The organism is Oryzisolibacter propanilivorax, assembly GCF_900103645.1.
In the GTDB taxonomy this organism is placed as follows: domain Bacteria; phylum Pseudomonadota; class Gammaproteobacteria; order Burkholderiales; family Burkholderiaceae_C; genus Melaminivora; species Melaminivora propanilivorax.
Window position 1 is genome coordinate 26,697 of sequence record NZ_FNHP01000011.1, and the last position, 20,187, is coordinate 46,883.

The following is a 20,187-nucleotide window of genomic DNA, read 5'->3' on the forward strand; positions in this document are numbered from 1 at the left end:
CTCCCTCGCTTGCGCGTTTGCACTTCAACTTTTTGGGGTCCCTCTCATGCCTCCACCGGTCCGCCAGTACGCTGGCTCGTCGCTACCCGCACGTCTGGTCGCTGCGCACGCTTCACGCAATTGGCAACAACTGACCAAGCTGTGCCGCCAAGTCCTGCGCTACAACCCACGCGACTTGCAAGCGCACCGCCTGCTGGGCTTTGCACTGCAGCAACAGGACCACATGCCTGCGGCACTACACGCCTTCGAGGCGGCCACGAAACACCATCCGGAGGATGGCGAGCTGCTGCTCGACTACGCGAACGTGCTGCTGCAACTGGGCCAGGCGGGCCGCGCCCGGGCGTTGCTGGAAACCATGGTGCTTCTGCACCCGGACAGCGCCATGCCTTGGATCATGCTGGCGCAAAGCTGTTACGGAGTAGCGGACAACCATCGCGGCTTTGAGGCTGCGCAGCGTGCGTTGGCGCTGGCTGGTGCGGACAATGCTGTGCGTGCGGCAGCCCTCAACCAATGCGCCCTGCACCGACGCGAGCAGGGCCAAGTGCGGGAGGCGGTGCGCGACTGCGAGGCCGCCATCGCCCTGATGCCGCAAGACTTCGCCACCTATGCCAACTGTCTGCTGTTCATGCTGGCCGACCCGGAGCGGAACGTGCGCGATTTCATGCGCGTCGGTCGCGCGCTTGCCGAGGCTTATGAAAAGCCCTTGCGCCAGCACTGGCCACGCTTTGAGGACGTGCAACACCAGCCCTGGCGGCGTCTGCGCATTGGCTTTGTTTCACCTGATTTCCGTGACCATGCGGTGATGTATTTCATCGAGGGGCTGCTCGCGCAACTGGACCGGCGTATGTTCGAGGTGGTGGCGTTCTATCTCCATCCGGTAGAGGACGCCGTCACCGCGCGGGTGAAATGCCACGTGGACCACTTCATCCCGTTGGCGGGCAAGACCCCTGTGGAGCAGGCAACGGCCATCCGCGCAGCGCGCATCGACATCGCCATCGACCTGGCCGGCCACACCGGCTACAGCGGGCTGCCGGCGCTGGCGTACAAGCCGGCGCCGGTGCAAGTGTCCTGGCTCGGCTTTCCGGCAACCACAGGTCTGTCCTCCATTGATTACAAGTTCACCGACGAGGTGACTGATGCCGAAGGCGCGGACGATGAATACGTCGAGCGCCTATACCGTCTGCCGACGCTGTTTTGCAGCTACCGGCCGCTGATCCGCGCGCCGCTGTACCGCTACCAGCCGCGCTACCTGGTGCGTCGCGCTCCAGCCCTGGACAATGGCTACGTCACCTTCGGCTCGTGCAACAACCTGGGAAAGCTGACTGACGAGGTGCTGGCGCTTTGGGGACGCATCCTGCGCGCCGTGCCCACCGCGCGGCTGCTGATCGAGGGCAAGGGCCTGGGCGAGACGGCTAGCGCTGATGCCTACCGCCAACGCTGCGCGGGACTGGGCGTGGACCCTGAACGCCTATTCCTGGTTGGCCTGGATCGTCGCAACCAATACTTGACCTACCACCGCATCGATATCGCGCTGGACCCATTTCCGCTGACCGGCGGCACCACCACCTTCGACGTCCTGTGGATGGGGGTGCCGCTGGTGTCCATGGTCGGAGCAAGTTTCAAGAGCCGCCTGAGCACTAGTATTCTGGCCTATTTGGGCCGCGCCGAGTGGCTGGCGCAGGACGCGGACGACTATGTCCGCATCGCTCAAGAGTTGGCGCAGGAACCGCGGCAACTCAACGCCCTGCGCCTGGGCCTGCGCCAAGAGGTGGAGCAGTCGGCGCTGATGCGCGAGGACCTACATACTCACCATTTCGGCGAGGGCCTGCGCGTGATGTGGCTGCAGTGGCTGGCCGAACGCCAGCACCCAAACGACGCGCCCGCGCAGCAGCAAGTCATGCACGACTGGCTGCGGGACGTGCCGCCCGAGTGGGCGACGGCGCCCGTTCCCGGTGTCGGCGTGGCGCCGGGCGAGCGCATCCCGCTGCCCCAGGCCCATGCGCGCCTACAGGCGTTGGTGGACCAAGCCAAGGCCGAGCCACCGCCCGAGGGACAGAACATTGTTAGCCCAAGCTGGATCGCGCTGACCGAGTTGGCCGAGACCGTGCTGTGCGCCGTGCCACACGACCCAATGGCGCTGGCCTGCCTGGCCGAGGTGGAACAGGCGCATGGCCATGCCGACTTCGCCATGACCTACCTGCATTACGCCACCAAGGCACTGGCGCTGCAGCACTGATGTGCCATGCCGCTAGGGCCGCCTCTGCGCTGGCAATTACCCAGGCGGCGAGCGAAAGATGTCGGCCAGCACGTCACGGCGGCGCGGTCCGAACACCACCCCCGCGCCCGTGGACGTACCAAACACCGTGCAATGCCCGGGCGCGTCGGTATTGACCAAACTCGCCCCTTGCGCCAGCACGGTGCCGTCGCCCACCCGGCAGCGGCCAATGATGGCCGTATTCGGATATAGCACCACGCCCTCGCCCAGCACCGGTGCTACGCCATGGTTCTTGCCCACAGTGGAGTTCTGGTATGCCACCAGAAAGTTGCCGTACGTAGCCTTGGCGAAAACGATGCCCACCGAGTGGCCAATGAAGAACACTTCGGGCAGGTCGATTTCATAAAACAGGTCGATGCCGTTCAGGGCCTTGTTCAAGAGGAACAGGCGCGTGGGCGTCTCGGTGGTGGCCGTGCGGCGCCAGATGGTGTGCGCCAGAAAATAGAGAAAGCTGCAGTACTGCGTGGAATGCAGCGGATCGAAGCGGTCCTGCCTCCAGGGCCGCACGGCATTGATGCACACGTTCAGGCGGGCCAGCGCTTCGTCCAGGTGCGCGTCCAGGTCCGCGCGGGGGTCAAAATCGTCGGGCAGCGTGTGGTGCAGCTGCTGCGCCACATAGCGCAGCAGCCGTGCGCGGTCCATTCGCAAGATTTCCATGCGCTGCCTCCTTCCCGACGCCTCCCGGCCCGCTCAGGTCCGGGTCAGATGCAGTTGCATGTGCACCAGGCTGGCCGGTGCATCGGCGGCCTGCGGGTCCTCCGACCAGTCCACGCCGCCCGGCACGGTGCGGGCCACGATGGGCACCCGCTGGTATTCCTGGAAGCCCACCTTGCGGTAGAACTCGACCGCCGGGTTGTCCGAGCGCACCCGCACCGCGAGTGTCTGCAACCCGAGCGCCTCGTGCGCCCAGCGCATCAGCACCAGCAGCGAGGCCTTCATCAGCCCTGGGGGCGACGCCCCGCCGCTCACGATGGCATCCGCTTCGCCGTAGCCGCGCTGCCAGTCGATGAAGCCGAGCCCGACGTGCCCCACACGCTCGCCGCCCAGCGTTTCCACCATGAACAGCATCTTGCCCGGGTTCTGGTGGACCGCGCCCGCCAGCCAGGCGGCCGTGCGCTCGGGGGTCGAGACGAATTCGGTCAGGAAGGATTTGACGTGGCGGTTGCGCCACTCGGTGAGCAGTTGCGCGTCGACGGCGTCGATATGGCCGGGAACGGTCGCGATCGGCCGGACCACGGCCGTGAGCGGCTGGCCGACCGGCAGCACCAGGCCGGTCTCGCCGGCACGGGCCGTCTCTTTGATGGCAGCCAGAAGCTGCTGTCCAGGCGTTGGCGAGTGCATGATGGCGGCCTCTTCAAACCTGGGCGAAGTAGCGGCGCACCTGCTCGGCCACGGTGTCCACGCTCTCCAGCGGCATGCACGAGTGCAGCGGCAGCGAAAGAATGCCCTTGCCGACCGCGTCGGTCACCGACAGGTCCCCGGCCCGGCAGTCCTTCCAGAGCGAGAACCAGTGCCCCGGCTGCCAGTGGATGCCGGTGTCCACACCGTTGGCCTTCAGGAAGTCGCGCAGCGCATCGCGGTGCTCTGCGGGCACCCGGATGTAGTACAGGAACGGGTTGACGTCCGCAAAGTCCGTGGGAGGCGTGCGCACCTGCGCAATGCCCTGCAGCTTCTCGTTGTACCGGCGCGATGCCGCTTGGCGGCTCGACTTGATCACATCGAGCTTGCCCAGTTGTGCGAGGCCGATGGCGGCGTGCATGTTGAGCATGTGGTAGCGAAAGCCCACGCGCTCCACGTCGAAGGTCCAGGCGCGCTTGTTCTGGTACATCACCTCGGCGGGCTGCTGCATGCCCAGCAGGCGCAGCTCGTGCACCCGGCGCAGTTCCTCTTCGGTGCGCACGACCACGGTGCCGCCGTCCAGGCAGGTCACGGTCTTGACCGGGTCGTGGCTGAACACGCAGATGTCCGAGAAGCTGCCCACCATGCGCCCCTTGTAGCTGGAGCCGAACGAGTGCGCCGCGTCGTGGATGACGCGCAGCTTGTGGCGCTCGGCAAAGGCGGCAATGGCTTCGTGGTCGCTGATGATGCAGTCGTAGTCCATCACGATGATGGCCTTGGTGCGCGGGCCCACCAGGGATTCGGCCTTGGCCAGGTCCAGCTCGAGCGTGTCGTCGGCGCAGTCGCAGAACACGATGTCGGCGCCCACCCAGGTGATGGCCTGGTAGTCGGCCGAACAATTGAAGGCCGACACGATCACCTCGTCCCCCGGCCCCACGCCGGCCAGCAGCAGCGCGATGTGCAGGCCCGCGGTGCCGGTACTGACGGCTGCCACATGCCGGTCGGGCGCCTGCAGGATCTCCTTGACCTTCTTTTCAAAGCCGGACACGTAGCTGCCCATACCGAGCCAGCCCAGCTCCAGCGACTCGCGGCTGGCATCGATTTCTTCCTGCTGGATCAGGGGTTTAAACATTGGGATCATGGTGGTCTCCTTCGGTGGTGTCTGATGGAAATGGGGTGGCGACGGCGGTGCGACTACCAGACGTCAAGGCGGGGCACGGCGGTGGCGAACCGGCCTCCCCAGTCACGGATGTAGTCGAGCTGCTCGGCCACCTCGCTGCGCAGGTTCCACGGCAGGATCAGGATGCGGTCCGGCCGGTGGGCGCGCAGGTGTGCCTCGCCCACCACCGGAATGCGGCTGCCGGGCAGGCACTGGCCTTGCTTGGCGGGGTTCTTGTCCACCACGTATGGCAGCAGGTCGGGCCGCACGCCCGCGAAGTTGAGCAGCGTGTTGCCTTTGGCCGCCGCGCCGTACGCGCCCACGGTGGAGCCGTCGGCCTGGCACTGCAATAAAAAAGTCAGCAGCTCGCGCTTGATGCGCAAGGCCTGGACCTGGAAATCGCCATAGAAACCCTCTCCCAGCATGCCGGCCGCCGCTTCGGCAGCCAGCAGCTGCCGCACCCGGGCCGCGCCTTCGGCCGTGGCCTGTAGGTGGGCGGCGGCATCGGCGCGGCCGGCGAACACGCGCAGGCTGCCGCCATGGGTAGGCAGCTCCTGCACGTCCAGCACCGTGAGGCCGTTGGCCGCGAAGATGCGCTGCACGGCCGTGAGCGACAGGTAGGAGTAGTGCTCGTGGTAGGCGGTGTCGAACTGGCAGCCTTCGACCATGCGCAGCAGGTGCGGGAACTCGAACGTGGCCACGCCGTGGGCCTTGAGCAGCCGGGCGAACCCGCCCACGAAGTCGTTGATGTCGGGCACGTGCGCCAGCACGTTGTTCGCGGCAATCAGGTCGGCCTGGCGGCCGGCGTGGGCCAGCTCGCCGGCCAAGGCCACGCCAAAGAAGCGCTCGACCACTTCGATGCCCTTGGCACGGGCTGCTGCGGCCGTGCTGGCCGTGGGCTCCACGCCGTAGCAGGGGATGCCGGCGGCCTGCACGTACTGCAGCAGGTAGCCGTCGTTTGATGCGACCTCGACCACTCGGCTGTCGCTGGTGAGCGCTAGGCGTCCGCGCATCGCCTGGACATAGGCCTCGGCATGGGCCAGCCAGGACGACGAGAACGAACTGAAGTAGGCGTAGTCATCGCTGAACAGCGCCTCGCGCCCGGCGTGGTCCTCGGTCTGCACCAGCCAGCAGTGCTGGCACACCAGCAGGCGCAGCGGGTACCAGACTTCCGGCGCGCGCAGCGCGGCTTCGCTCAGGTAGGCGTTGGACGGCGGGGCGCTGCCCAGGTCCAGGAAGGTCAGATGCAGCGGCTGGCCGCAGTGGCGGCAGTTCACAGGCGCACTCCTTGAAAGTCGAGGGTCAGTGGCGCGTGGCCCTGGTCGCGCGGCGACAGGCCGGTCACCGGCAGCGGCCAGGCGATGTCCAGGCGCGCGTCCTGTGGGTGCAGCCCGGCCTCGAAACCGGGGGCATGCGGCGTGTCGTGGCAGTACAGCAGTTCGGCATCGTCGCTCAGGGCTTGGAAGCCATGGGCGAAGCCTGGCGGGATCAGCAGCGCACAGGCGTTGTCCGCGCTCAAGCATTCGGCATGCCAGCGCAGGAAAGTCGGCGAGCCGGCGCGCAGGTCCACCGCCACGTCCCAGACGGCGCCGCGCAGGCAGCCGACCAGCTTGGTCTCGGCGTGCGGCGGCAGCTGGTAATGCAGGCCGCGCACGCTGCCGCGCTGGCGTGTGAGGCTGCGGTTGAGCTGGGCGATGGGCCGCGCCCAGCCGGCGGCGGCCAGCTCGTCGGCGCAGAACCATCGCTCGAATGAGCCACGCGCGTCGTGCGCTGGCTGGCGCTGCACGCGCACCAGGCCGGGCAGTGGCAGCGGGGTGAGCAGCAGCCGTCTCATGCCGCGTCCTCCGCCGGCATGTCCGTGGCTTGCGTTTCTTCCCAGGCCTGCAGGTCGGCCAGGCACAGCGCCCGTGCATCGGCGCCGGCCGCCTGGGCGCGGTACCAGTTCATGGTGCGCGCCACGGCGGTGGCCAGCGGCCAGCGCGGCGCAACGCCCAGCACTTGGCGCGCCAGCGCCGTCTCCAGCGCCAGCCAGCCGGCTTCGTGTGGGCCTGCACTCTCTATTTCATAGCTGCAAGCCTGCGCAGAATATAGGCTGGAGGCCATTTTGATCACATTGCCGACGCTGGCTGCCTCGTGCGGCAGCGGGCCGAAGTTGTAGGCCCCGGCCAGCTGCGGCGCCTGCCACAGCCGCTCGGCCAGGCACAGATAGGCGGCCAGTGGCTCGATGACGTGCTGCCAGGGCCGTGTCGCGTGCGGGTGGCGGATGTGCAGCGTCTGCCCGGCGCTCCAGGCACGCACGGCGTCGGGCAGCAGCCGGTCGGCGGCCCAGTCGCCGCCGCCGATGACGTTGCCGGCACGCGCGCTGGCCACCGCCACGTCCTGCGCGGCCAGGAAGGCGTCGCGGTAGCTGGCGGTCACCAGCTCGGCCGCGGCCTTGCTGGCGCTGTAGGGGTCGTGCCCGCCCAGCGGGTCGTCCTCGCGATAGGGATAGGCCCACTCGCGGTTGCGATAGACCTTGTCGGTCGTCACCACCAGCGCCACGCGCACCTGCGGCTGGTCGCGCAGCGCGTCCAGCACATGCGCGGTGCCCATCACGTTGGTGGCGTGGGTGCCCAGCGGGTCGGCGTAGCCGGCGCGCACCAGCGCCTGCGCGGCCAGGTGCAGCACCAGCTGCGGGCGCGCATCGCGCACCACGCGTGCCACGGCGCTGGCGTCGCGAATGTCCACCTGGTGGCTGGCATGCAGCCCCTGCCCCACCCGCGCCAGGGTGTACAGCGCCGGCTCGGCGCCGGGGGGCAGGGCCAGGCCGGTGACCTGCGCGCCCAGGCGCTGCAGCCACAGCGCCAGCCAGGCGCCCTTGAAGCCGGTGTGGCCGGTCAGCAGCACGCGCTTGCCGCGCCAGAAGGCGGCATCGGGACTGGCGGTCACGGCGGCGGGCATCACCAGCACTTCCACGGCGCCTGACCGCTTTGCCACAGCTGCTCCAGCAGGTTCTTCTCGCGCAGCGTGTCCATGGGCTGCCAGAAGCCGGCATGCTCGAACGCCTGCATCTGGCCGTCGCGCGCCAGGTGCTGCATAGGTTCGGCCTCCCAGGACTTGTCGTCGCCGGCGACGTAGTCGACCGCCTCAGGCTGCAGCACGAAGAAGCCGCCGTTGATCCAGCCCCCATCGCCGCGCGGCTTTTCCTCGAACGATGCCACCGCCGTGCCGTCGCAGATCAGCGCACCGTAGCGCCCGGGAGGCTGCACCGCCGTGACCGTGGCCAGCCGGCCGTGTGCCCGGTGGAAGGCGAACTGCGCCGCCATGTCCAGGTCAGCCACGCCATCGCCATAGGTGAAGCAGAACGGCTCGCCCGCAGGCAGGTATTCGCGCACGCGGCGCAGCCGGCCGCCGGTCAGCGTGTCCTCGCCGGTATCCACCAGCGTCACGCGCCAGGGCTCGGCGTGGCGCTGGTGCACCTCCATGCGGTTTTCCGCCATGTCGAAGGTGACGTCGGACATGTGCAGGAAGTAGTTGGCGAAGTACTCCTTGATGACGTAGCCGCGGTAGCCCAGGCAGATGATGAAGTCGTTCACCCCGTGGGCCGAATACATCTTCATGATGTGCCACAGGATGGGACGCCCGCCGATCTCGATCATCGGTTTGGGGCGCAGGTGCGACTCCTCGGAGATGCGGGTTCCGAGCCCGCCGGCCAGCAGTACGGCTTTCATAGTCGCCAAGCATAGAAGGCGGTCGGGGGCTCAAAGCGTGGGCAAGGCAGGCAAAGGGCGCATTTCTCGTGCTTTCGGCCTCAAGCACAGCGGGTTTTCATCCGAAATACGACACAGGCAGATACATCTGACCGACACGCGCCTGGCAAACAGCCCCGGTTCTCGCCTGCTGATCGGCGCTTCAAGCCGCAAGGTGCTCTGACACAATCCCCGCCCATGTTCGTCATCCTCGGCTACCTCATCACCTTCGGCTGCGTGTTCGGCGTGTTCATCGCCCACGGCGGCAACATCAAGGTCGTGCTGGAGGCGCTGCCGTTCGAGATGATCACCATCGGCGGCGCTGCCCTGGGCGCGTTCATCGTGAACAACCAGCCCAAGGTGCTGAAAGCGACGGCCAAGCTGCTGCCGCAGGTGCTCAAAGGCAACAAGTACACCAAGGCGCGCTACCTGGAGCTGCTGTCCATGCTCTACGAGATCCTCCAAAAAGCGCGCAAGGAAGGCCTGATGGCCATCGAGGCCGACGTGGAGGAGCCGGAAAAGTCCGAGATCTTCAAGAAATACCCGGCCGTGGGCAGCGACCACCACGTCATCGAGTTCACCACCGACTACCTGCGCATGATGGTCTCGGGCAACCTGAACGCGCACGAGATCGAGTCGCTGATGGACGCCGAGATCGAGACCCACCACCAGGAGGCGCACGCCCCGGTGGCGGCGCTGACTCGCCTGGCTGGCGCCCTGCCCGCCTTCGGCATCGTCGCTGCCGTGCTGGGGGTGGTGAACACCATGGGCTCGGTCGGCCAGGCGCCGGCGGTGCTGGGCGGCATGATCGCCTCGGCGCTGGTGGGCACCTTCCTGGGCATCCTGCTGGCCTATGGGGCGGTCGAGCCGCTGGCCGGGCTGCTGGAGCAAAAGGCCGAGGACGCCTCGAAAGAATTCGCCTGCATCAAGTCCACGCTGCTGGCCAGCATGCAGGGCTACAACCCGGCCACCGCCATCGAGTTCGGGCGCAAGGTGCTGTTCTCGGGTGACCGGCCGGGTTTTGCCGAGCTCGAAGCACACGTCAAGGGCAAGAAGTAAGGGCGACCCGGGACTGCTGCCATGGCCGAGAAAAAGCTCCAGCCGATCATCATCAAGCGCGTGAAGAAGGGCGGCCACGCCGCGCATGGCGGCGCCTGGAAGATTGCCTATGCCGACTTCGTGACGGCGATGATGGCGTTCTTCCTGCTGATGTGGCTGCTCGGCTCCACGGCCAAGGGCGAACTGCAGGGCATCGCCTCCTATTTCGCCTCGCCGCTGAAGGTGTCGATGCAGGGCGGCGACGGCTCGGGCAACAGCTCCAGCGTCATCCCGGGCGGCGGCAACGACCTGTCCAAGGTGCATGGCCAGGTGCGCCGATCCGATTCCGACGACGCCACCAACCGGCGCACCAGCGTGGACACCGCGCGCGCCGAGCGCGCGCGCATTGACGCCCAGCGACTCAAGGCGCTGCAGGCCAAGATCGACGCCATCATCACCGAGAACCCGCGCCTGAACGAATACCGCTCGCAGATCCGCATCGACGTGACGCCCGACGGGCTGCAGATCCAGATCGTGGACGACCAGAACCGGCCCATGTTCGACAGCGGCAGCGCGCTGGTCAAACCCTACATGCGCGACATCCTGCGCGAGATCGGCGCCGCCCTGGGCGGGGTGCAGAACCGCATCAGCCTGGCCGGCCACACCGACGCCGCGCCGTATGGCAACGGCGAGCGCGGCTACAGCAACTGGGAGCTGTCGGCCGACCGGGCCAACGCCTCGCGGCGCGAGCTGGTGGCCGCCGGCATGCCCGACGGCAAGCTGGGGCGCGTGGTCGGCCTGGCCGCCAGCGACCTGCTGGAGCCGCAGGACCCGCGCGCCGCGGTGAACCGGCGCATCACCATCACGGTGCTGACGCACGAGGCCGAGGAGCGTCTGCTGGGCCGCCGCGCGGCCGCGGCGCCTGTTCCGCCCCCGGCTGCCCCGGATGCCGAAAGGCCCGACAATCGGCCTTCCGCCCCGCAGGGTTAGCAACAACTTGTCACAATCGCGCTTTGCCGCGACCATCTGGCTTTGCCCGTAATCCCGACCGAAAGGGTCTTTTGTGTCTTCTGCCCTTCGTTTTCTGATCGTTGACGATTTCTCCACCATGCGGCGCATCGTGCGCAACCTGCTCAAGGAAAGCGGCTTCGCCGACGCCGACGAGGCCGAGGACGGCGTGGCCGCGCTCAACAAGCTGCGCAACAGCAAGTTTGACTTCGTCGTCACCGACATCAACATGCCCAACATGAACGGCTTTCAGCTGCTGGGCGAGATCAAGAAGGACGACAAGCTCAAGCACCTGCCGGTGCTGATGGTCACCGCCGAGGCGCGCAAGGAGGACATCGTCGCCGCCGCGCAAGGCGGCGCCGCCGGCTACATCGTCAAGCCCTTCACCAAGGCCACGCTGGAGGAGAAGGTCAACCTGATCATCCAGAAGCTGGGACTGTGACATGCAGCAGCCCGACAACCCCTGCGAGGCCGAATCCGCCCAGGACGTGCACCTGAAGATTGGCCAGCTCACGCGCCAGCTGCACAACGCGCTGAACGAACTGGGCTACGCCGACCAGCTGCGCGGCTCGATGGGCGAGCTGCCGGACGCGCAAAGCCGCCTGTCCTACATCGCCCGGCTGACCGGCGAGGCGGCCGAGAAAGTGCTGACCCGCGTCGAGCAGGCCAAGGCGCAGAACGACCACCTGGCCAGCGAGACGCAGCGCGTGCTGAGCGCGCTGGTGACCGACCCGGTGGCGGCCGTGGCCAAGGGCGAGGTCTACAACCACCTGACGGAAGTCGAGCAGGTGGCGCAGGGCATGGACACGCACCTGACCGAGATCATGATGGCGCAGGACTTCCACGACCTCACGGGCCAGGTCATTGCCCGCGTGGTCAACCTGGCCGCCACCATCGAGCAGCAGCTGGTGCAACTGGTGATCCAGACCGCCCCGCCCGGCAGCGCGCCCCCGGCGCCGGCGGCGGCGCCTGCACCCGAGCGCCTGCAGGGCCCGGTGGTGAACCCTGAATCGACGCCGGACGTGGTCACCAGCCAGTCGCAGGTGGACGACCTGCTGGCCAGCCTGGGGTTTTGAGGGTTTTTGAGGCCCAATCGGCCTCCAGCCCTTTGTTTACAAGGGCGGACAGCTATCAAATCAGGAGTCTGACGGGCCTTCCCAGGGCGCCGAGAAGCGCCCTCTCCTGCCCGCTATTCGGGCTTTAGCTTTTCCTGCTGCTCCCGACAATCGGCGTGACCTTCTCTGTCGTCACGCCATGAGCTCCAGCCAGGACAAAAACCTACCCGCCACCGAGCGCAAGCTGCAAAAGACGCGCCAGGACGGCCAGGCCGCGCGCTCGCGCGACCTGTCGCACCTGGCGATCCTGGGCGTGGGCGCGCTGGCGCTGCTGCTGCTGGCGCCGCACTTCGTCGAGTGGCTGCAGCGCGCGCTGCAGCACAGCCTGCGCTTCGATGCCGCCACGGTGCGCACGCCCGGCGCGATGCTCGAGCGCCTGCAGCCGCTGGTGCTGCTGGGTGTGGCCGGCAGCGCGGCCTTCGCGGCGCTGACCAGCTTCGCGGCGCTGGTGGCCGGCGTGGGCGCAGGCGGGCTGGTGTTCAGCCTGAAGCCCATCAGCCCGCAGTTCAACCGGCTCAACCCGCTCAAGGGCGCGGCCAACCTGTTTTCCAAGCAGCAGCTGGCCAACGTGGCCAAGATGGTGCTGATGACGGCCATCCTGGCCACCGTCGCCTGGCACTTCATGGGCAACGGCATCGAATCCATGGCGCAGCTGGTGCTGCAGCCCTCGCCGGTGGCGCTGCGGCATGTGGGCGAGTGGATCGTCTCGGGCATGGCGCTGCTGCTGCTGGTGGTGTTCCTGTTCGCCGTGGTGGACGTGCCGCTGCAGGCGTTCTTCTTCAAGTCGCGCCTGAAGATGAGCCACGAGGAGGTCAAACAGGAGCACAAGGAAAGCGACGGCAACCCGCAGCTCAAGGGCCGCATGCGCCAGAAGGCGCGCGAGATCGCCGACGGCATGAGCATCGCCGCCGTCCCGAAGGCCGACTTCGTGCTGATGAACCCCACGCACTACGCCGTGGCGCTGCGCTACGACGAGGCCGCCATGGGCGCGCCGCAGGTCATCTCCAAGGGCACCGACCTGCTGGCCTTCAAGATCCGCGAGGTGGCGCAGGCGCACGGCGTGCCGGTGCTGCAGTCGCCCATGCTGGCGCGCGCGCTGTACGCCCACGCCGAGTTGGAGCAGCCCATCCCGCAGCAGCTCTACACCGCCGTGGCGCAGGTGCTGGCCTATGTCTATCGCCTGAAGGCCGCCATGCGCGGCGAGGGCCGCATGCCGCTGGAGCAGCCCGACCCGCAGGTGCCGCCCGAGCTGGACCCGCACTCACCCCAGGCGCAGCGCCCGAGCCCGCGCCGCCGCGCGCCCCGCCCTACTTCTGACTGACGCCCGACCATGTCTGCTTCCTCGATGAACTCCATGCGCCAGTGGGCCGGCAGCCACCGCTCGGCCCTGGCCGGCCTGTCGGCGCCGCTGCTGGTGGTCGCCATCCTGGCGCTGATGGTGCTGCCGATTCCGGCCTGGCTGCTGGACACCTTCTTCACCCTGAACATCGCCGTGGCGCTGATGGTGATGATGGTGGCGGCCTACATGCTGCGCCCGCTGGACTTCGCGGCGTTCCCGTCGGTGCTGCTGCTCACCACCCTGATGCGGCTGTCGCTGAACGTGGCCTCCACGCGCGTGGTGCTGCTGGAGGGCCACACCGGCGCGGGCGCCGCCGGCAAGGTGATCGAGGCCTTCGGGCACTTTTTGATCGGCGGCAACTTCGCCGTCGGCCTGATCGTCTTCGCCATCCTGGTGGTCATCAACTTCGTGGTGGTGACCAAGGGCGCCGAGCGCATCGCCGAGGTGTCGGCCCGCTTCACCCTGGACGCCATGCCCGGCAAGCAGATGGCGGTGGACGCCGACCTGAATGCCGGCCTGATCGACGAGAAGGAAGCCAAGCGCCGCCGCCTGGAGGTGCAGGAAGAGGCCAACTTCTTCGGCTCCATGGACGGTGCCAGCAAGTTCGTGCGCGGCGACGCGATTGCCGGCATCCTGATCCTGATCATCAACATCATCGGCGGCTTCGCCATCGGCATGCTGTCGCACGGGCTGTCGGCCAGCGATGCGGCCAACAGCTACATCCTGCTGGCGGTGGGCGACGCGCTGGTGGCGCAGATTCCAGGCCTCTTGATTTCCGTGGCCGCGGCGATGGTCATCTCGCGCGTGGGCAAGGACAACGACATGGGCCAGCAGATCGTGCAGCAGCTGTTCATGTCGCCGCGCGTGCTGGGCGTGGCCGGCGGCATCCTGATCCTGCTGGGCCTCATCCCGGGCATGCCGCACGCGGTGTTTCTGATCATGGGCAGCGCCCTGGCCTGGGGCGCCTGGCTGCTGCTCAAGCGCCAGCGCCAGCCGGCGCCGGTCGAGGAAGCGCCGGTGGCGCCCGCTGGCGACGGCGAGGCCAGCTGGGACGACCTGCAGCCCGTGGACCTGCTGGGCCTGGAGCTGGGCTACCGCCTGATCGCGCTGGTGGACAAGAACCGCCAGGGCGACCTGCTCACGCGCATCAAGGGCGTGCGGCGCAAGTTCGCGCAGGAGGTGGGCTTTCTGCCGCCCGCGGTGCACGTGCGCGACAACCTGGAGCTCAAACCCAGCGCCTACCGCATCACGCTGCGCGGCGTGGTGGTCGGCGAGGGCGAGGCGCACCCGGGCATGTTCCTGGCCATCAACCCCGGCGGCATCTCCACGCCGCTGATCGGCACCGCCACCACCGACCCGGCCTTCGGCCTGCCGGCGCACTGGATCGACGCGGCCCAACGTGAAGCGGCGCAAATGGCGGGCTTTACCGTCGTTGATTCGGAAACCGTCATGGCCACCCATTTGTCACACTTGATGCAAGTGCAGGCCGCCAAGCTCTTGTCCCGTACCGAGACGCAGCAACTGGTCGAGCACGTGACGCGCCTGGCGCCCAAACTCATCGAGGAAGTCGTGCCCAAGATGGTCTCCATCACCGTGTTCCAGAAGGTGCTGCAGCTGCTGCTGGAGGAATCCGTGCACATCCGCGACATCCGCACCATCATCGAGACGCTGGCCGAGCACGCCGGCAGCACGCAGGACGCGGCCGAGCTGGCGCGGCGCGTGCGCATCGCGCTGTCGCCGGCCATCGTGCAGCAGATCTACGGCCCGACGCGCGAGCTGAACGTCATCGCCATCGAGCCTGGCCTGGAGCGCCTGCTGATGCAGGCCCTGGGCAACGCCAACGGCCCGTCGCTGGACCCGGGCGTGGCCGATCTGCTGGGCGCGCGCGCCGCCGAGGTGGCACTGAAGCAGGAAGAAATGGGCATGCCCGCCTGCCTGCTGGTGCCCGACGCCATCCGCAGTGCCATCGCCCGCCTGGTGCGCCGCGTGGCGCCGCGCCTGCAAGTGCTGGCGCACAGCGAAATCCCTGAAACCCACACCATCCGCATCGGCCCGATCCTGCAAGGGGCATCCGCATGAACATCCAACGCTTCACCGCTCCCACCGCCCGCGAGGCCCTGGCCAAGGCCCGCATGGCCTTCGGCGACGGCACGCTGATCCTGTCCAACCGCCCCATCCCCGGCGGCGTCGAGGTCATGGCCACGGCGGAGGAATCGCTGTCCGGCCTGCAGGACGGTCAGCAGGTGCAGGTGGCCCAGGCCGCCCCCGCCCCGGCCCGCCAGCCGGCCAGCCGGCTGCAGGAGCGCGCCGACGACCTGGCGGCCAGCCCGGTGCGCCAGCAGCAGCAGCCCCAGCCCTATGCCCTGGCGCGCCAGGCCGGCAGCGCCCCCACGCCCGTGCCGGCACGCAGCGCCGTGGCGCAGGACACCGAGCAGCTGGCCATGAGCACGCTGTCGTTCCAGGACTATGTACGCGAGCGCATGCTGCGCCGCCGCCACGAGGCCCTGCACGGCAGCGCCCCGACGCCGCTGGATGAGCCGCCGGCGGCGCCGCAGCGCCCGGCGCCGCGCGCCATGCCGCGCCCGGCCCAGCCGACGTTTGCCGAATCGCCGCAGCAGCAGCCGCAGCCGGCCCCGGTGGCCCGCCACAACCCGCTGCGCCCGCCGGTCATGCACGCCGCCCTGGGCGCCGAGCAGATCGGCACGCGCCGCGCCGCGCCGCCGGCGCCCACGCTGGCCAGTGGCGCCGACCAGCAGCACCTGATGAAGGAGCTGCAGTCCATGAAGGATCTGATCGAGGAGCGGTTCAACACCCTGTCCTGGCTGGGCCAGGCACGGCAGGACCCGATCCAGTCCAACCTGATGCTGAAGCTCATCCGCGCCGGCCTCTCGCCCGCGCTGTCGCGCGCGGTGCTGGAGCACCTGCCCGCCGACCTGGGCGCGCCCGAGGCGGTGCGCTGGATGATGGAGGTGCTCGAGCGCAACCTGCGCACCGACGCGCAGGCGCTGCCGCTGCACGAGGAAGGCGGCATCTGGGCGCTGGTCGGCCCCACCGGCGTGGGCAAGACCACCACCACCGCCAAACTGGCCGCGCAGTGCGCGCGCGTGCACGGCCCGGCCAGCGTCGGCCTGATCACGCTGGACACCTACCGCATGGGCGCGCACGAGCAGCTGCGCTCCTACGGCCGCATGCTGGGCGTGGTGGCGCACTTGGCGCACGACCAGGCGGCGCTGCAGGACCTGCTGGGCCTGCTGGCCAACAAGAAGATGGTGCTGATCGACACCACCGGCGTGGCCCCGCGCGACCCGCGCCGGCGCGACCTGCTGAACGTGCTCGACCTGCCGGGCGTGCAGCGCCTGTTGGTGCTCAACGCCGCCAGCCACGGCGACACGCTGGACGACGTGTTCACTGGCTTCAAGAGCGCCGGCACGCAGCAGGCCATCCTGTCCAAGGTGGATGAGGCGGTGAAGCTGGGCCCGGCCATCGATGCGTTGATCCGCCACCAGATGGTGCTGCGCGGCGTGACCAACGGCCAGCGCGTGCCCGAGGACTGGGAGCCGGCCAGCGCGCACAAGCTGGTGGCCGCCGCCATGCGCGCCAATGTGCGCTCGGCATTCGACCCGCGCGAGGTCGACCTGAACTTCATCTTCTCGCCCGCAGCCCCCGCCGCCGGCAGCGAAAGGAACCTGGGCCATGTGGCTTGACACTGCCCTGCACCAGGCCGCCGGCCTGCACAGCTTCACGCCCGAGCGCCAGCTACGCCTGCTGCCCGTGGTCAGCCAGTCGAATGCCGCCGGCAGCACCGAGCTGGAGATGCTCTGGCAGCTGTGCTCCAGCCTGCAACGCCTGTCGTACGCGGTGGTGGTGCTGGACGGTACCGCGCTGGAGGATGAGCGCACCCCGGGCCTGGCGCAGCTGCTGGGTGGCCTGGACTGGCCCGGCAGCACCGGCGCGGCCGATGGGGCCTCGCTGGCGGTGGTGCCGGCCGCACGCGGCCTGGCGCAACTGGCACGGCACACCGGGCCGGTGGCGCTGACGCGCCTGGCCGGGCTGTTTCGCAGCTACGCGGTGGCGGTGCTGTACGCGCCGGTCGAGCGCTTGAGCTGCCTGGTGCAGGCCAGCGCCGGCGTGCCACTGGTCATGACCGGCCCGGCCGCGCAGGGCTTGGTGGGCGCATACCGTCAGCTCAAGCACCTGGCGCTGCATGCCGGCCCGCCGGCGTGCGTCGTCGCCTCCGTGCGCCCGCCCGGTGCGCGCATGCCGCCGGCGCAGACCGCCGAGGCCCTGGCCACGCTGCAGCACAGCGCGCAGGCGCAGCTGGGCCTGCGCGTGCACACCACCGCCGTGGACGCCGCGCGCGCCCAGGACATCCAGCGCCTGGCCTTGCAGCTGCTGGAAAACGCCTGCACCATGCAGGCCGACATCCCCTGCACGGCCGCCGGCGCCTTCGCGGCGCCCCCACTGGAACCGAGGCACTAGCCATGTACACCGCGAAAGGCCAGCTCGACCGCGACGCCATGCTGCGCCAGCACCTGCCGCTGGTGCGCCGCATCGCGCACCACATGATCGCCAAGCTGCCGCCCAACGTGGAGCTGGACGACCTGATCCAGGTCGGCATGATCGGCCTGACCGACGCGCTATCGCGCTATGAAGTGGCGCAGGGCGTGCAGTTCGAGACCTTCGCCAGCCAGCGCATCCGCGGCGCCATGCTGGACGAGCTGCGCGGCGGCGACTGGATGAGCCGCAGCTCGCGCAAGAGCCAAAAAGAGATCGAGCAGGCCCTGCATCGCGCCGAGCAGCGCCTGGGCCGCAGTCCGATCGAGTCGGAAATCGCCCAGGAACTGGGCATGGAGCTGGACGAGTACCAGAGCCTGCTGGCGCGCGTGCGCGGCACGCAGCTGGTGTACCTGGAGGACATGCACCAGGGCGACAGCGAGGGTGACGAGGGCTTTCTGGACCGGCACGTGGCCGACGCCGGCGCCGACCCGATGGCGCTGCTGCGCGACCAGCGCCTGCGCTCGTCGCTGGTGCAGGCCATCAAGACCCTGCCCGAGCGCGAGCAGTACATCATGGGCATGTACTACGAGCAGGACATGAACCTGAAGGAAATCGCCGCCGTGCTGGGCGTGACCGAGTCGCGCGTGTGCCAGCTGCACAGCCAGGCGATTGCGCGGCTGCGCACGAAGATGAGGAGTCACTAGAGGGCAACCCCCTGAGCGGCTGCGCCGCTTTCCCCCTTCTCTGGCGCGCGCTGCGCGCGCTGGGAAGGGGGACGACGCTGGTGGACTGGCGAAGCCAGATCCACGGCGTCTGCTGGTGTTGGGGGCGCGCCGGTTTTGGACGGCACGGGTCGTTACGGACACTTCAGCGCGTTTTAGCGCGGGGCACTAGCCGGGCACTGTTGCCCGGCTTTTTTACGTCAAAAGTGCCCCCAGCCCTTTAAACGCACAGGCTTCCAGCTACAAATCAGATAGCATTCAGCCCGGTGCGCGGTAGATGCGCGGGGCGTTGCTGGGGGCGCTGCCGTAGGTCACGGGGTCCAGCGGCGGCAGCAGCGTGGCGGCCTGCTGCTGGGTCAGGGCCAGCACGCGGGCGAGCTGGTCGCGCACCTGGGTGAGCTGCCGGGCCAGGGCCTGGATGCGCTCCGGGTCGCGCACCGGGGCGGCGGCCAGGGCGGCGGCGGCTTGGCGCAGGGCGGCTGCGGCCTGCTCGAAACTCACGGGGTTGGAAGCAAGCAGCGCAGCCTGCAATTCCTGCAGCTGCGCTTCGATGGAAGAAAGGAGGTCCTGCTCGGCCATGGCGGCAGTCTAGGGCAGGACGCGGCGGCCGCGTCAGCTCAGCCCTGGGACGACGAGCGCGACAGCGTCTCGTAGGCGTTGGCCAGCAGCTTGTCGGCCACGGCTTCGGCATCGACGCGGAAGGTGCCGTTCTCGATGGCGGCCTTCACGGCCTTGACCTTGGCGGCGTCGAAGTCGCCCGTGCCGCGGCTGCCTTCCACGCCGCGCGCGGCGCTGGACAGGGTGACCGGCACGCCGGCGGCAGCAGCGCCGCCGGTGGCCAGCCGCGTCGCGCCCTGCGCGGCGGCCTCGGCGGCGGGCGCGGGTGCGGCGGCCTTGCCCTGCTGGCGGGCAGCCGTGGCTTGCGCCGAACGCGCGTTCGTCAGTTCCGGGTTGTTGCCTGTGATCTTCATCGCACTCTCCACCACCCCGAGGATGGGGCCAGTGGTGGCTTATTCGACCATCGTGCCGCCAACTTGAGGCCGAAGGATGCAAGAAAACGTCACAACGCCGCCTGCACCGTCCCATCCTCGGACACAGTACCCCCCACGATTCGGCCATTGGTCATGCGGATGCGCACATTTTGCCCCACCGCGCCCGCTGTCAGCGCCTGCCCCGACGAGGTCACGGCGTAGCCCGGCCCTTGCACCAGCACCTTCACCGGCGTGCCGGCCTTGAACAGCTCGGGCGCGCGCACCATGCCCTGGCGCAGCGCCTGCCCCGGCACCAGGGTGCGGGTGGCGGTCTGGCCGACCCAGGCGCCCGGCTGGGCGATGACGGCAGCGTGCTCGGCCGCCCAGTCCACCTCGGCCTGGATGGCGTCGGCCTCGGACAGCGTGGCGCCCGCGGCCACCTGGCCGGCCAGCACCCACGCCGGCCCGAAGGCCTTCACCGTGAGCGGCAGAAAGACGTTCCAGCGCGTCTCGCCCTGCACGCAGCGCAGCCCCAGCCGGGTGCGGCCCCACAGGCGCGTGCCGGCGGGCAGGTACGGCTCGACCCGCTCGCAGGGCGCCAGGCGCAGGCGCGGGTCGAGCCGGCCGACCTCGACCTCCATGCGCAGCGGCATGGCGCCGCCCGCCTGGGCCTGGGCCAGCGCGTCGTCCACCCAGCGCTGCGCCTGCTCGCCCAGCGCATCACCGGCCGGCGCCGCGGTCGGCTGGGCCGAGGCGGCCACCGCGGCGCAGGCCAGGGCCAGGCCGGGCAGCAGGCGGCGCTTGAACAGGGAAAGGACGGGGGTCGAGGCGGGCATGGCGGCTCCTGGGCAGCGCGGGCCGCACAGGGCAAAGGTGCGCGGCCAGGGTTTTTTCACCCCTCGCACTGTAGGCGCGGCGCCCGGCGCGCATGGCGCGAACAACAGGCCAAAGGCTGCGTTCTTCGCGCCTTCGAGAAAACCGCCGCTGCCCACAATCG

Annotated in this window: 20 protein-coding genes; 10 read left to right on the forward strand and 10 right to left on the reverse strand. The window is 69.0% G+C overall.

Translation table 11 applies throughout. From position 1 onward, the window contains the following. Positions 1 to 46 precede the first annotated feature (46 nt). Positions 47 to 2,236 (forward strand): O-linked N-acetylglucosamine transferase, SPINDLY family protein, encoded by a 2,190-nt coding sequence (locus tag BLQ61_RS15150; RefSeq protein ID WP_091572176.1) that lies wholly within the window; start codon positions 47 to 49, stop codon positions 2,234 to 2,236. A gap of 36 nt (positions 2,237 to 2,272) precedes the next feature. Here the strand turns inward: BLQ61_RS15150 and BLQ61_RS15155 are convergent, their stop codons facing one another. The 7 genes from BLQ61_RS15155 to rfbF are packed head-to-tail and all read right to left on the reverse strand — an operon-like array spanning position 2,273 to position 8,482. After that, positions 2,273 to 2,932: an LbetaH domain-containing protein gene (locus BLQ61_RS15155; RefSeq protein WP_139182764.1), complete on the reverse strand. Its 660-nt coding sequence runs from the start codon at positions 2,930 to 2,932 to the stop codon at positions 2,273 to 2,275. A gap of 33 nt (positions 2,933 to 2,965) precedes the next feature. Next, positions 2,966 to 3,616, reverse strand: a complete 651-nt coding sequence (locus BLQ61_RS15160; RefSeq protein WP_091572179.1) for a GNAT family N-acetyltransferase — start codon at positions 3,614 to 3,616, stop codon at positions 2,966 to 2,968. Between the two features lie 13 nt (positions 3,617 to 3,629). Beyond that, complete coding sequence (locus tag BLQ61_RS15165; RefSeq protein ID WP_091572181.1) at positions 3,630 to 4,754, reverse strand: DegT/DnrJ/EryC1/StrS family aminotransferase; 1,125 nt, start codon at positions 4,752 to 4,754, stop codon at positions 3,630 to 3,632. 53 nt (positions 4,755 to 4,807) lie between these two features. Beyond that, positions 4,808 to 6,049 (reverse strand): class I SAM-dependent methyltransferase, encoded by a 1,242-nt coding sequence (locus BLQ61_RS15170; protein ID WP_091572183.1) that lies wholly within the window; start codon positions 6,047 to 6,049, stop codon positions 4,808 to 4,810. Beyond that, entirely contained in the window at positions 6,046 to 6,606 is a 561-nt protein-coding gene (locus BLQ61_RS15175) for a dTDP-4-dehydrorhamnose 3,5-epimerase family protein (protein WP_091572186.1), read from the reverse strand. The genes BLQ61_RS15170 and BLQ61_RS15175 overlap by 4 nt, the downstream gene beginning before the upstream one ends. Further along, positions 6,603 to 7,712 carry a CDP-glucose 4,6-dehydratase gene (rfbG, locus tag BLQ61_RS15180; RefSeq protein ID WP_091572388.1) on the reverse strand — a complete coding sequence of 370 codons (1,110 nt, stop codon included), beginning with the start codon at positions 7,710 to 7,712 and terminating at the stop codon, positions 6,603 to 6,605. Before rfbG ends, BLQ61_RS15175 begins: the two co-directional genes overlap by 4 nt. Next, positions 7,712 to 8,482 carry a glucose-1-phosphate cytidylyltransferase gene (rfbF, locus tag BLQ61_RS15185; protein WP_091572188.1) on the reverse strand — a complete coding sequence of 257 codons (771 nt, stop codon included), beginning with the start codon at positions 8,480 to 8,482 and terminating at the stop codon, positions 7,712 to 7,714. The genes rfbG and rfbF overlap by 1 nt, the downstream gene beginning before the upstream one ends. A gap of 216 nt (positions 8,483 to 8,698) precedes the next feature. Between rfbF and motA the strand changes: the two genes are divergently transcribed. The 9 genes from motA to BLQ61_RS15230 all read left to right on the forward strand — a co-directional run bounded on the left by motA (position 8,699) and on the right by BLQ61_RS15230 (position 18,201). Then, positions 8,699 to 9,559, forward strand: coding sequence for a flagellar motor stator protein MotA (motA, locus tag BLQ61_RS15190; RefSeq protein WP_091572194.1), 861 nt, complete (start codon positions 8,699 to 8,701; stop codon positions 9,557 to 9,559). Positions 9,560 to 9,580: 21 nt separating this feature from the next. After that, on the forward strand, positions 9,581 to 10,528 hold the full coding sequence (gene motB / locus BLQ61_RS15195) for a flagellar motor protein MotB (RefSeq protein ID WP_091572197.1): 948 nt from the start codon (positions 9,581 to 9,583) through the stop codon (positions 10,526 to 10,528). Between the two features lie 73 nt (positions 10,529 to 10,601). After that, positions 10,602 to 10,988 (forward strand): chemotaxis response regulator CheY, encoded by a 387-nt coding sequence (gene cheY, locus BLQ61_RS15200; protein ID WP_091572199.1) that lies wholly within the window; start codon positions 10,602 to 10,604, stop codon positions 10,986 to 10,988. 1 nt (position 10,989) lies between these two features. Continuing rightward, positions 10,990 to 11,622, forward strand: a complete 633-nt coding sequence (locus BLQ61_RS15205) for a protein phosphatase CheZ (protein ID WP_091572203.1) — start codon at positions 10,990 to 10,992, stop codon at positions 11,620 to 11,622. 178 nt (positions 11,623 to 11,800) lie between these two features. Continuing rightward, the gene (locus BLQ61_RS15210; protein WP_091572206.1) at positions 11,801 to 12,982 is read left to right on the forward strand and encodes an EscU/YscU/HrcU family type III secretion system export apparatus switch protein; all 1,182 of its coding nucleotides are present in this window, start codon (positions 11,801 to 11,803) and stop codon (positions 12,980 to 12,982) included. Positions 12,983 to 13,006: 24 nt separating this feature from the next. Next, positions 13,007 to 15,079, forward strand: coding sequence for a flagellar biosynthesis protein FlhA (flhA, locus tag BLQ61_RS15215; RefSeq protein WP_425415627.1), 2,073 nt, complete (start codon positions 13,007 to 13,009; stop codon positions 15,077 to 15,079). Beyond that, positions 15,076 to 16,704, forward strand: a complete 1,629-nt coding sequence (flhF, locus tag BLQ61_RS15220; protein ID WP_091572211.1) for a flagellar biosynthesis GTPase FlhF — start codon at positions 15,076 to 15,078, stop codon at positions 16,702 to 16,704. The genes flhA and flhF overlap by 4 nt, the downstream gene beginning before the upstream one ends. Then, entirely contained in the window at positions 16,694 to 17,479 is a 786-nt protein-coding gene (locus BLQ61_RS15225) for a hypothetical protein (protein ID WP_091572213.1), read from the forward strand. Before flhF ends, BLQ61_RS15225 begins: the two co-directional genes overlap by 11 nt. A 2-nt stretch (positions 17,480 to 17,481) precedes the next feature. Then, positions 17,482 to 18,201: an RNA polymerase sigma factor FliA gene (locus BLQ61_RS15230; protein ID WP_091572216.1), complete on the forward strand. Its 720-nt coding sequence runs from the start codon at positions 17,482 to 17,484 to the stop codon at positions 18,199 to 18,201. Positions 18,202 to 18,477: 276 nt separating this feature from the next. Here BLQ61_RS15230 and BLQ61_RS15235 read toward each other — a convergent pair whose 3' ends face one another. The 3 genes from BLQ61_RS15235 to flgA all read right to left on the reverse strand — a co-directional run bounded on the left by BLQ61_RS15235 (position 18,478) and on the right by flgA (position 20,026). Continuing rightward, positions 18,478 to 18,798, reverse strand: coding sequence for a hypothetical protein (locus BLQ61_RS15235; RefSeq protein ID WP_091572218.1), 321 nt, complete (start codon positions 18,796 to 18,798; stop codon positions 18,478 to 18,480). A 38-nt stretch (positions 18,799 to 18,836) separates the two neighbouring features. After that, complete coding sequence (gene flgM / locus BLQ61_RS15240) at positions 18,837 to 19,190, reverse strand: flagellar biosynthesis anti-sigma factor FlgM (protein WP_091572221.1); 354 nt, start codon at positions 19,188 to 19,190, stop codon at positions 18,837 to 18,839. An 89-nt stretch (positions 19,191 to 19,279) separates the two neighbouring features. Beyond that, the gene (flgA, locus tag BLQ61_RS15245; RefSeq protein WP_091572224.1) at positions 19,280 to 20,026 is read right to left on the reverse strand and encodes a flagellar basal body P-ring formation chaperone FlgA; all 747 of its coding nucleotides are present in this window, start codon (positions 20,024 to 20,026) and stop codon (positions 19,280 to 19,282) included. Positions 20,027 to 20,187: the final 161 nt, after the last annotated feature.

What these genes read in the sequence shown, in the direction of transcription:
- BLQ61_RS15150 (WP_091572176.1), top strand. Translation starts at nt 47, where the DNA reads ATGCCTCCACCGGTCCGCCAGTACGCTGGCTCGTCGCTACCCGCACGT.
- BLQ61_RS15155 (WP_139182764.1), bottom strand. Translation starts at nt 2,932, where the DNA reads ATGGAAATCTTGCGAATGGACCGCGCACGGCTGCTGCGCTATGTGGCG.
- BLQ61_RS15160 (WP_091572179.1), bottom strand. Translation starts at nt 3,616, where the DNA reads ATGCACTCGCCAACGCCTGGACAGCAGCTTCTGGCTGCCATCAAAGAG.
- BLQ61_RS15165 (WP_091572181.1), bottom strand. Translation starts at nt 4,754, where the DNA reads ATGATCCCAATGTTTAAACCCCTGATCCAGCAGGAAGAAATCGATGCC.
- BLQ61_RS15175 (WP_091572186.1), bottom strand. Translation starts at nt 6,606, where the DNA reads ATGAGACGGCTGCTGCTCACCCCGCTGCCACTGCCCGGCCTGGTGCGC.
- rfbG (WP_091572388.1), bottom strand. Translation starts at nt 7,712, where the DNA reads ATGCCCGCCGCCGTGACCGCCAGTCCCGATGCCGCCTTCTGGCGCGGC.
- rfbF (WP_091572188.1), bottom strand. Translation starts at nt 8,482, where the DNA reads ATGAAAGCCGTACTGCTGGCCGGCGGGCTCGGAACCCGCATCTCCGAG.
- motA (WP_091572194.1), top strand. Translation starts at nt 8,699, where the DNA reads ATGTTCGTCATCCTCGGCTACCTCATCACCTTCGGCTGCGTGTTCGGC.
- motB (WP_091572197.1), top strand. Translation starts at nt 9,581, where the DNA reads ATGGCCGAGAAAAAGCTCCAGCCGATCATCATCAAGCGCGTGAAGAAG.
- BLQ61_RS15205 (WP_091572203.1), top strand. Translation starts at nt 10,990, where the DNA reads ATGCAGCAGCCCGACAACCCCTGCGAGGCCGAATCCGCCCAGGACGTG.
- BLQ61_RS15210 (WP_091572206.1), top strand. Translation starts at nt 11,801, where the DNA reads ATGAGCTCCAGCCAGGACAAAAACCTACCCGCCACCGAGCGCAAGCTG.
- flhA (WP_425415627.1), top strand. Translation starts at nt 13,007, where the DNA reads ATGAACTCCATGCGCCAGTGGGCCGGCAGCCACCGCTCGGCCCTGGCC.
- flhF (WP_091572211.1), top strand. Translation starts at nt 15,076, where the DNA reads ATGAACATCCAACGCTTCACCGCTCCCACCGCCCGCGAGGCCCTGGCC.
- BLQ61_RS15225 (WP_091572213.1), top strand. Translation starts at nt 16,694, where the DNA reads ATGTGGCTTGACACTGCCCTGCACCAGGCCGCCGGCCTGCACAGCTTC.
- BLQ61_RS15230 (WP_091572216.1), top strand. Translation starts at nt 17,482, where the DNA reads ATGTACACCGCGAAAGGCCAGCTCGACCGCGACGCCATGCTGCGCCAG.
- BLQ61_RS15235 (WP_091572218.1), bottom strand. Translation starts at nt 18,798, where the DNA reads ATGGCCGAGCAGGACCTCCTTTCTTCCATCGAAGCGCAGCTGCAGGAA.
- flgM (WP_091572221.1), bottom strand. Translation starts at nt 19,190, where the DNA reads ATGAAGATCACAGGCAACAACCCGGAACTGACGAACGCGCGTTCGGCG.
- flgA (WP_091572224.1), bottom strand. Translation starts at nt 20,026, where the DNA reads ATGCCCGCCTCGACCCCCGTCCTTTCCCTGTTCAAGCGCCGCCTGCTG.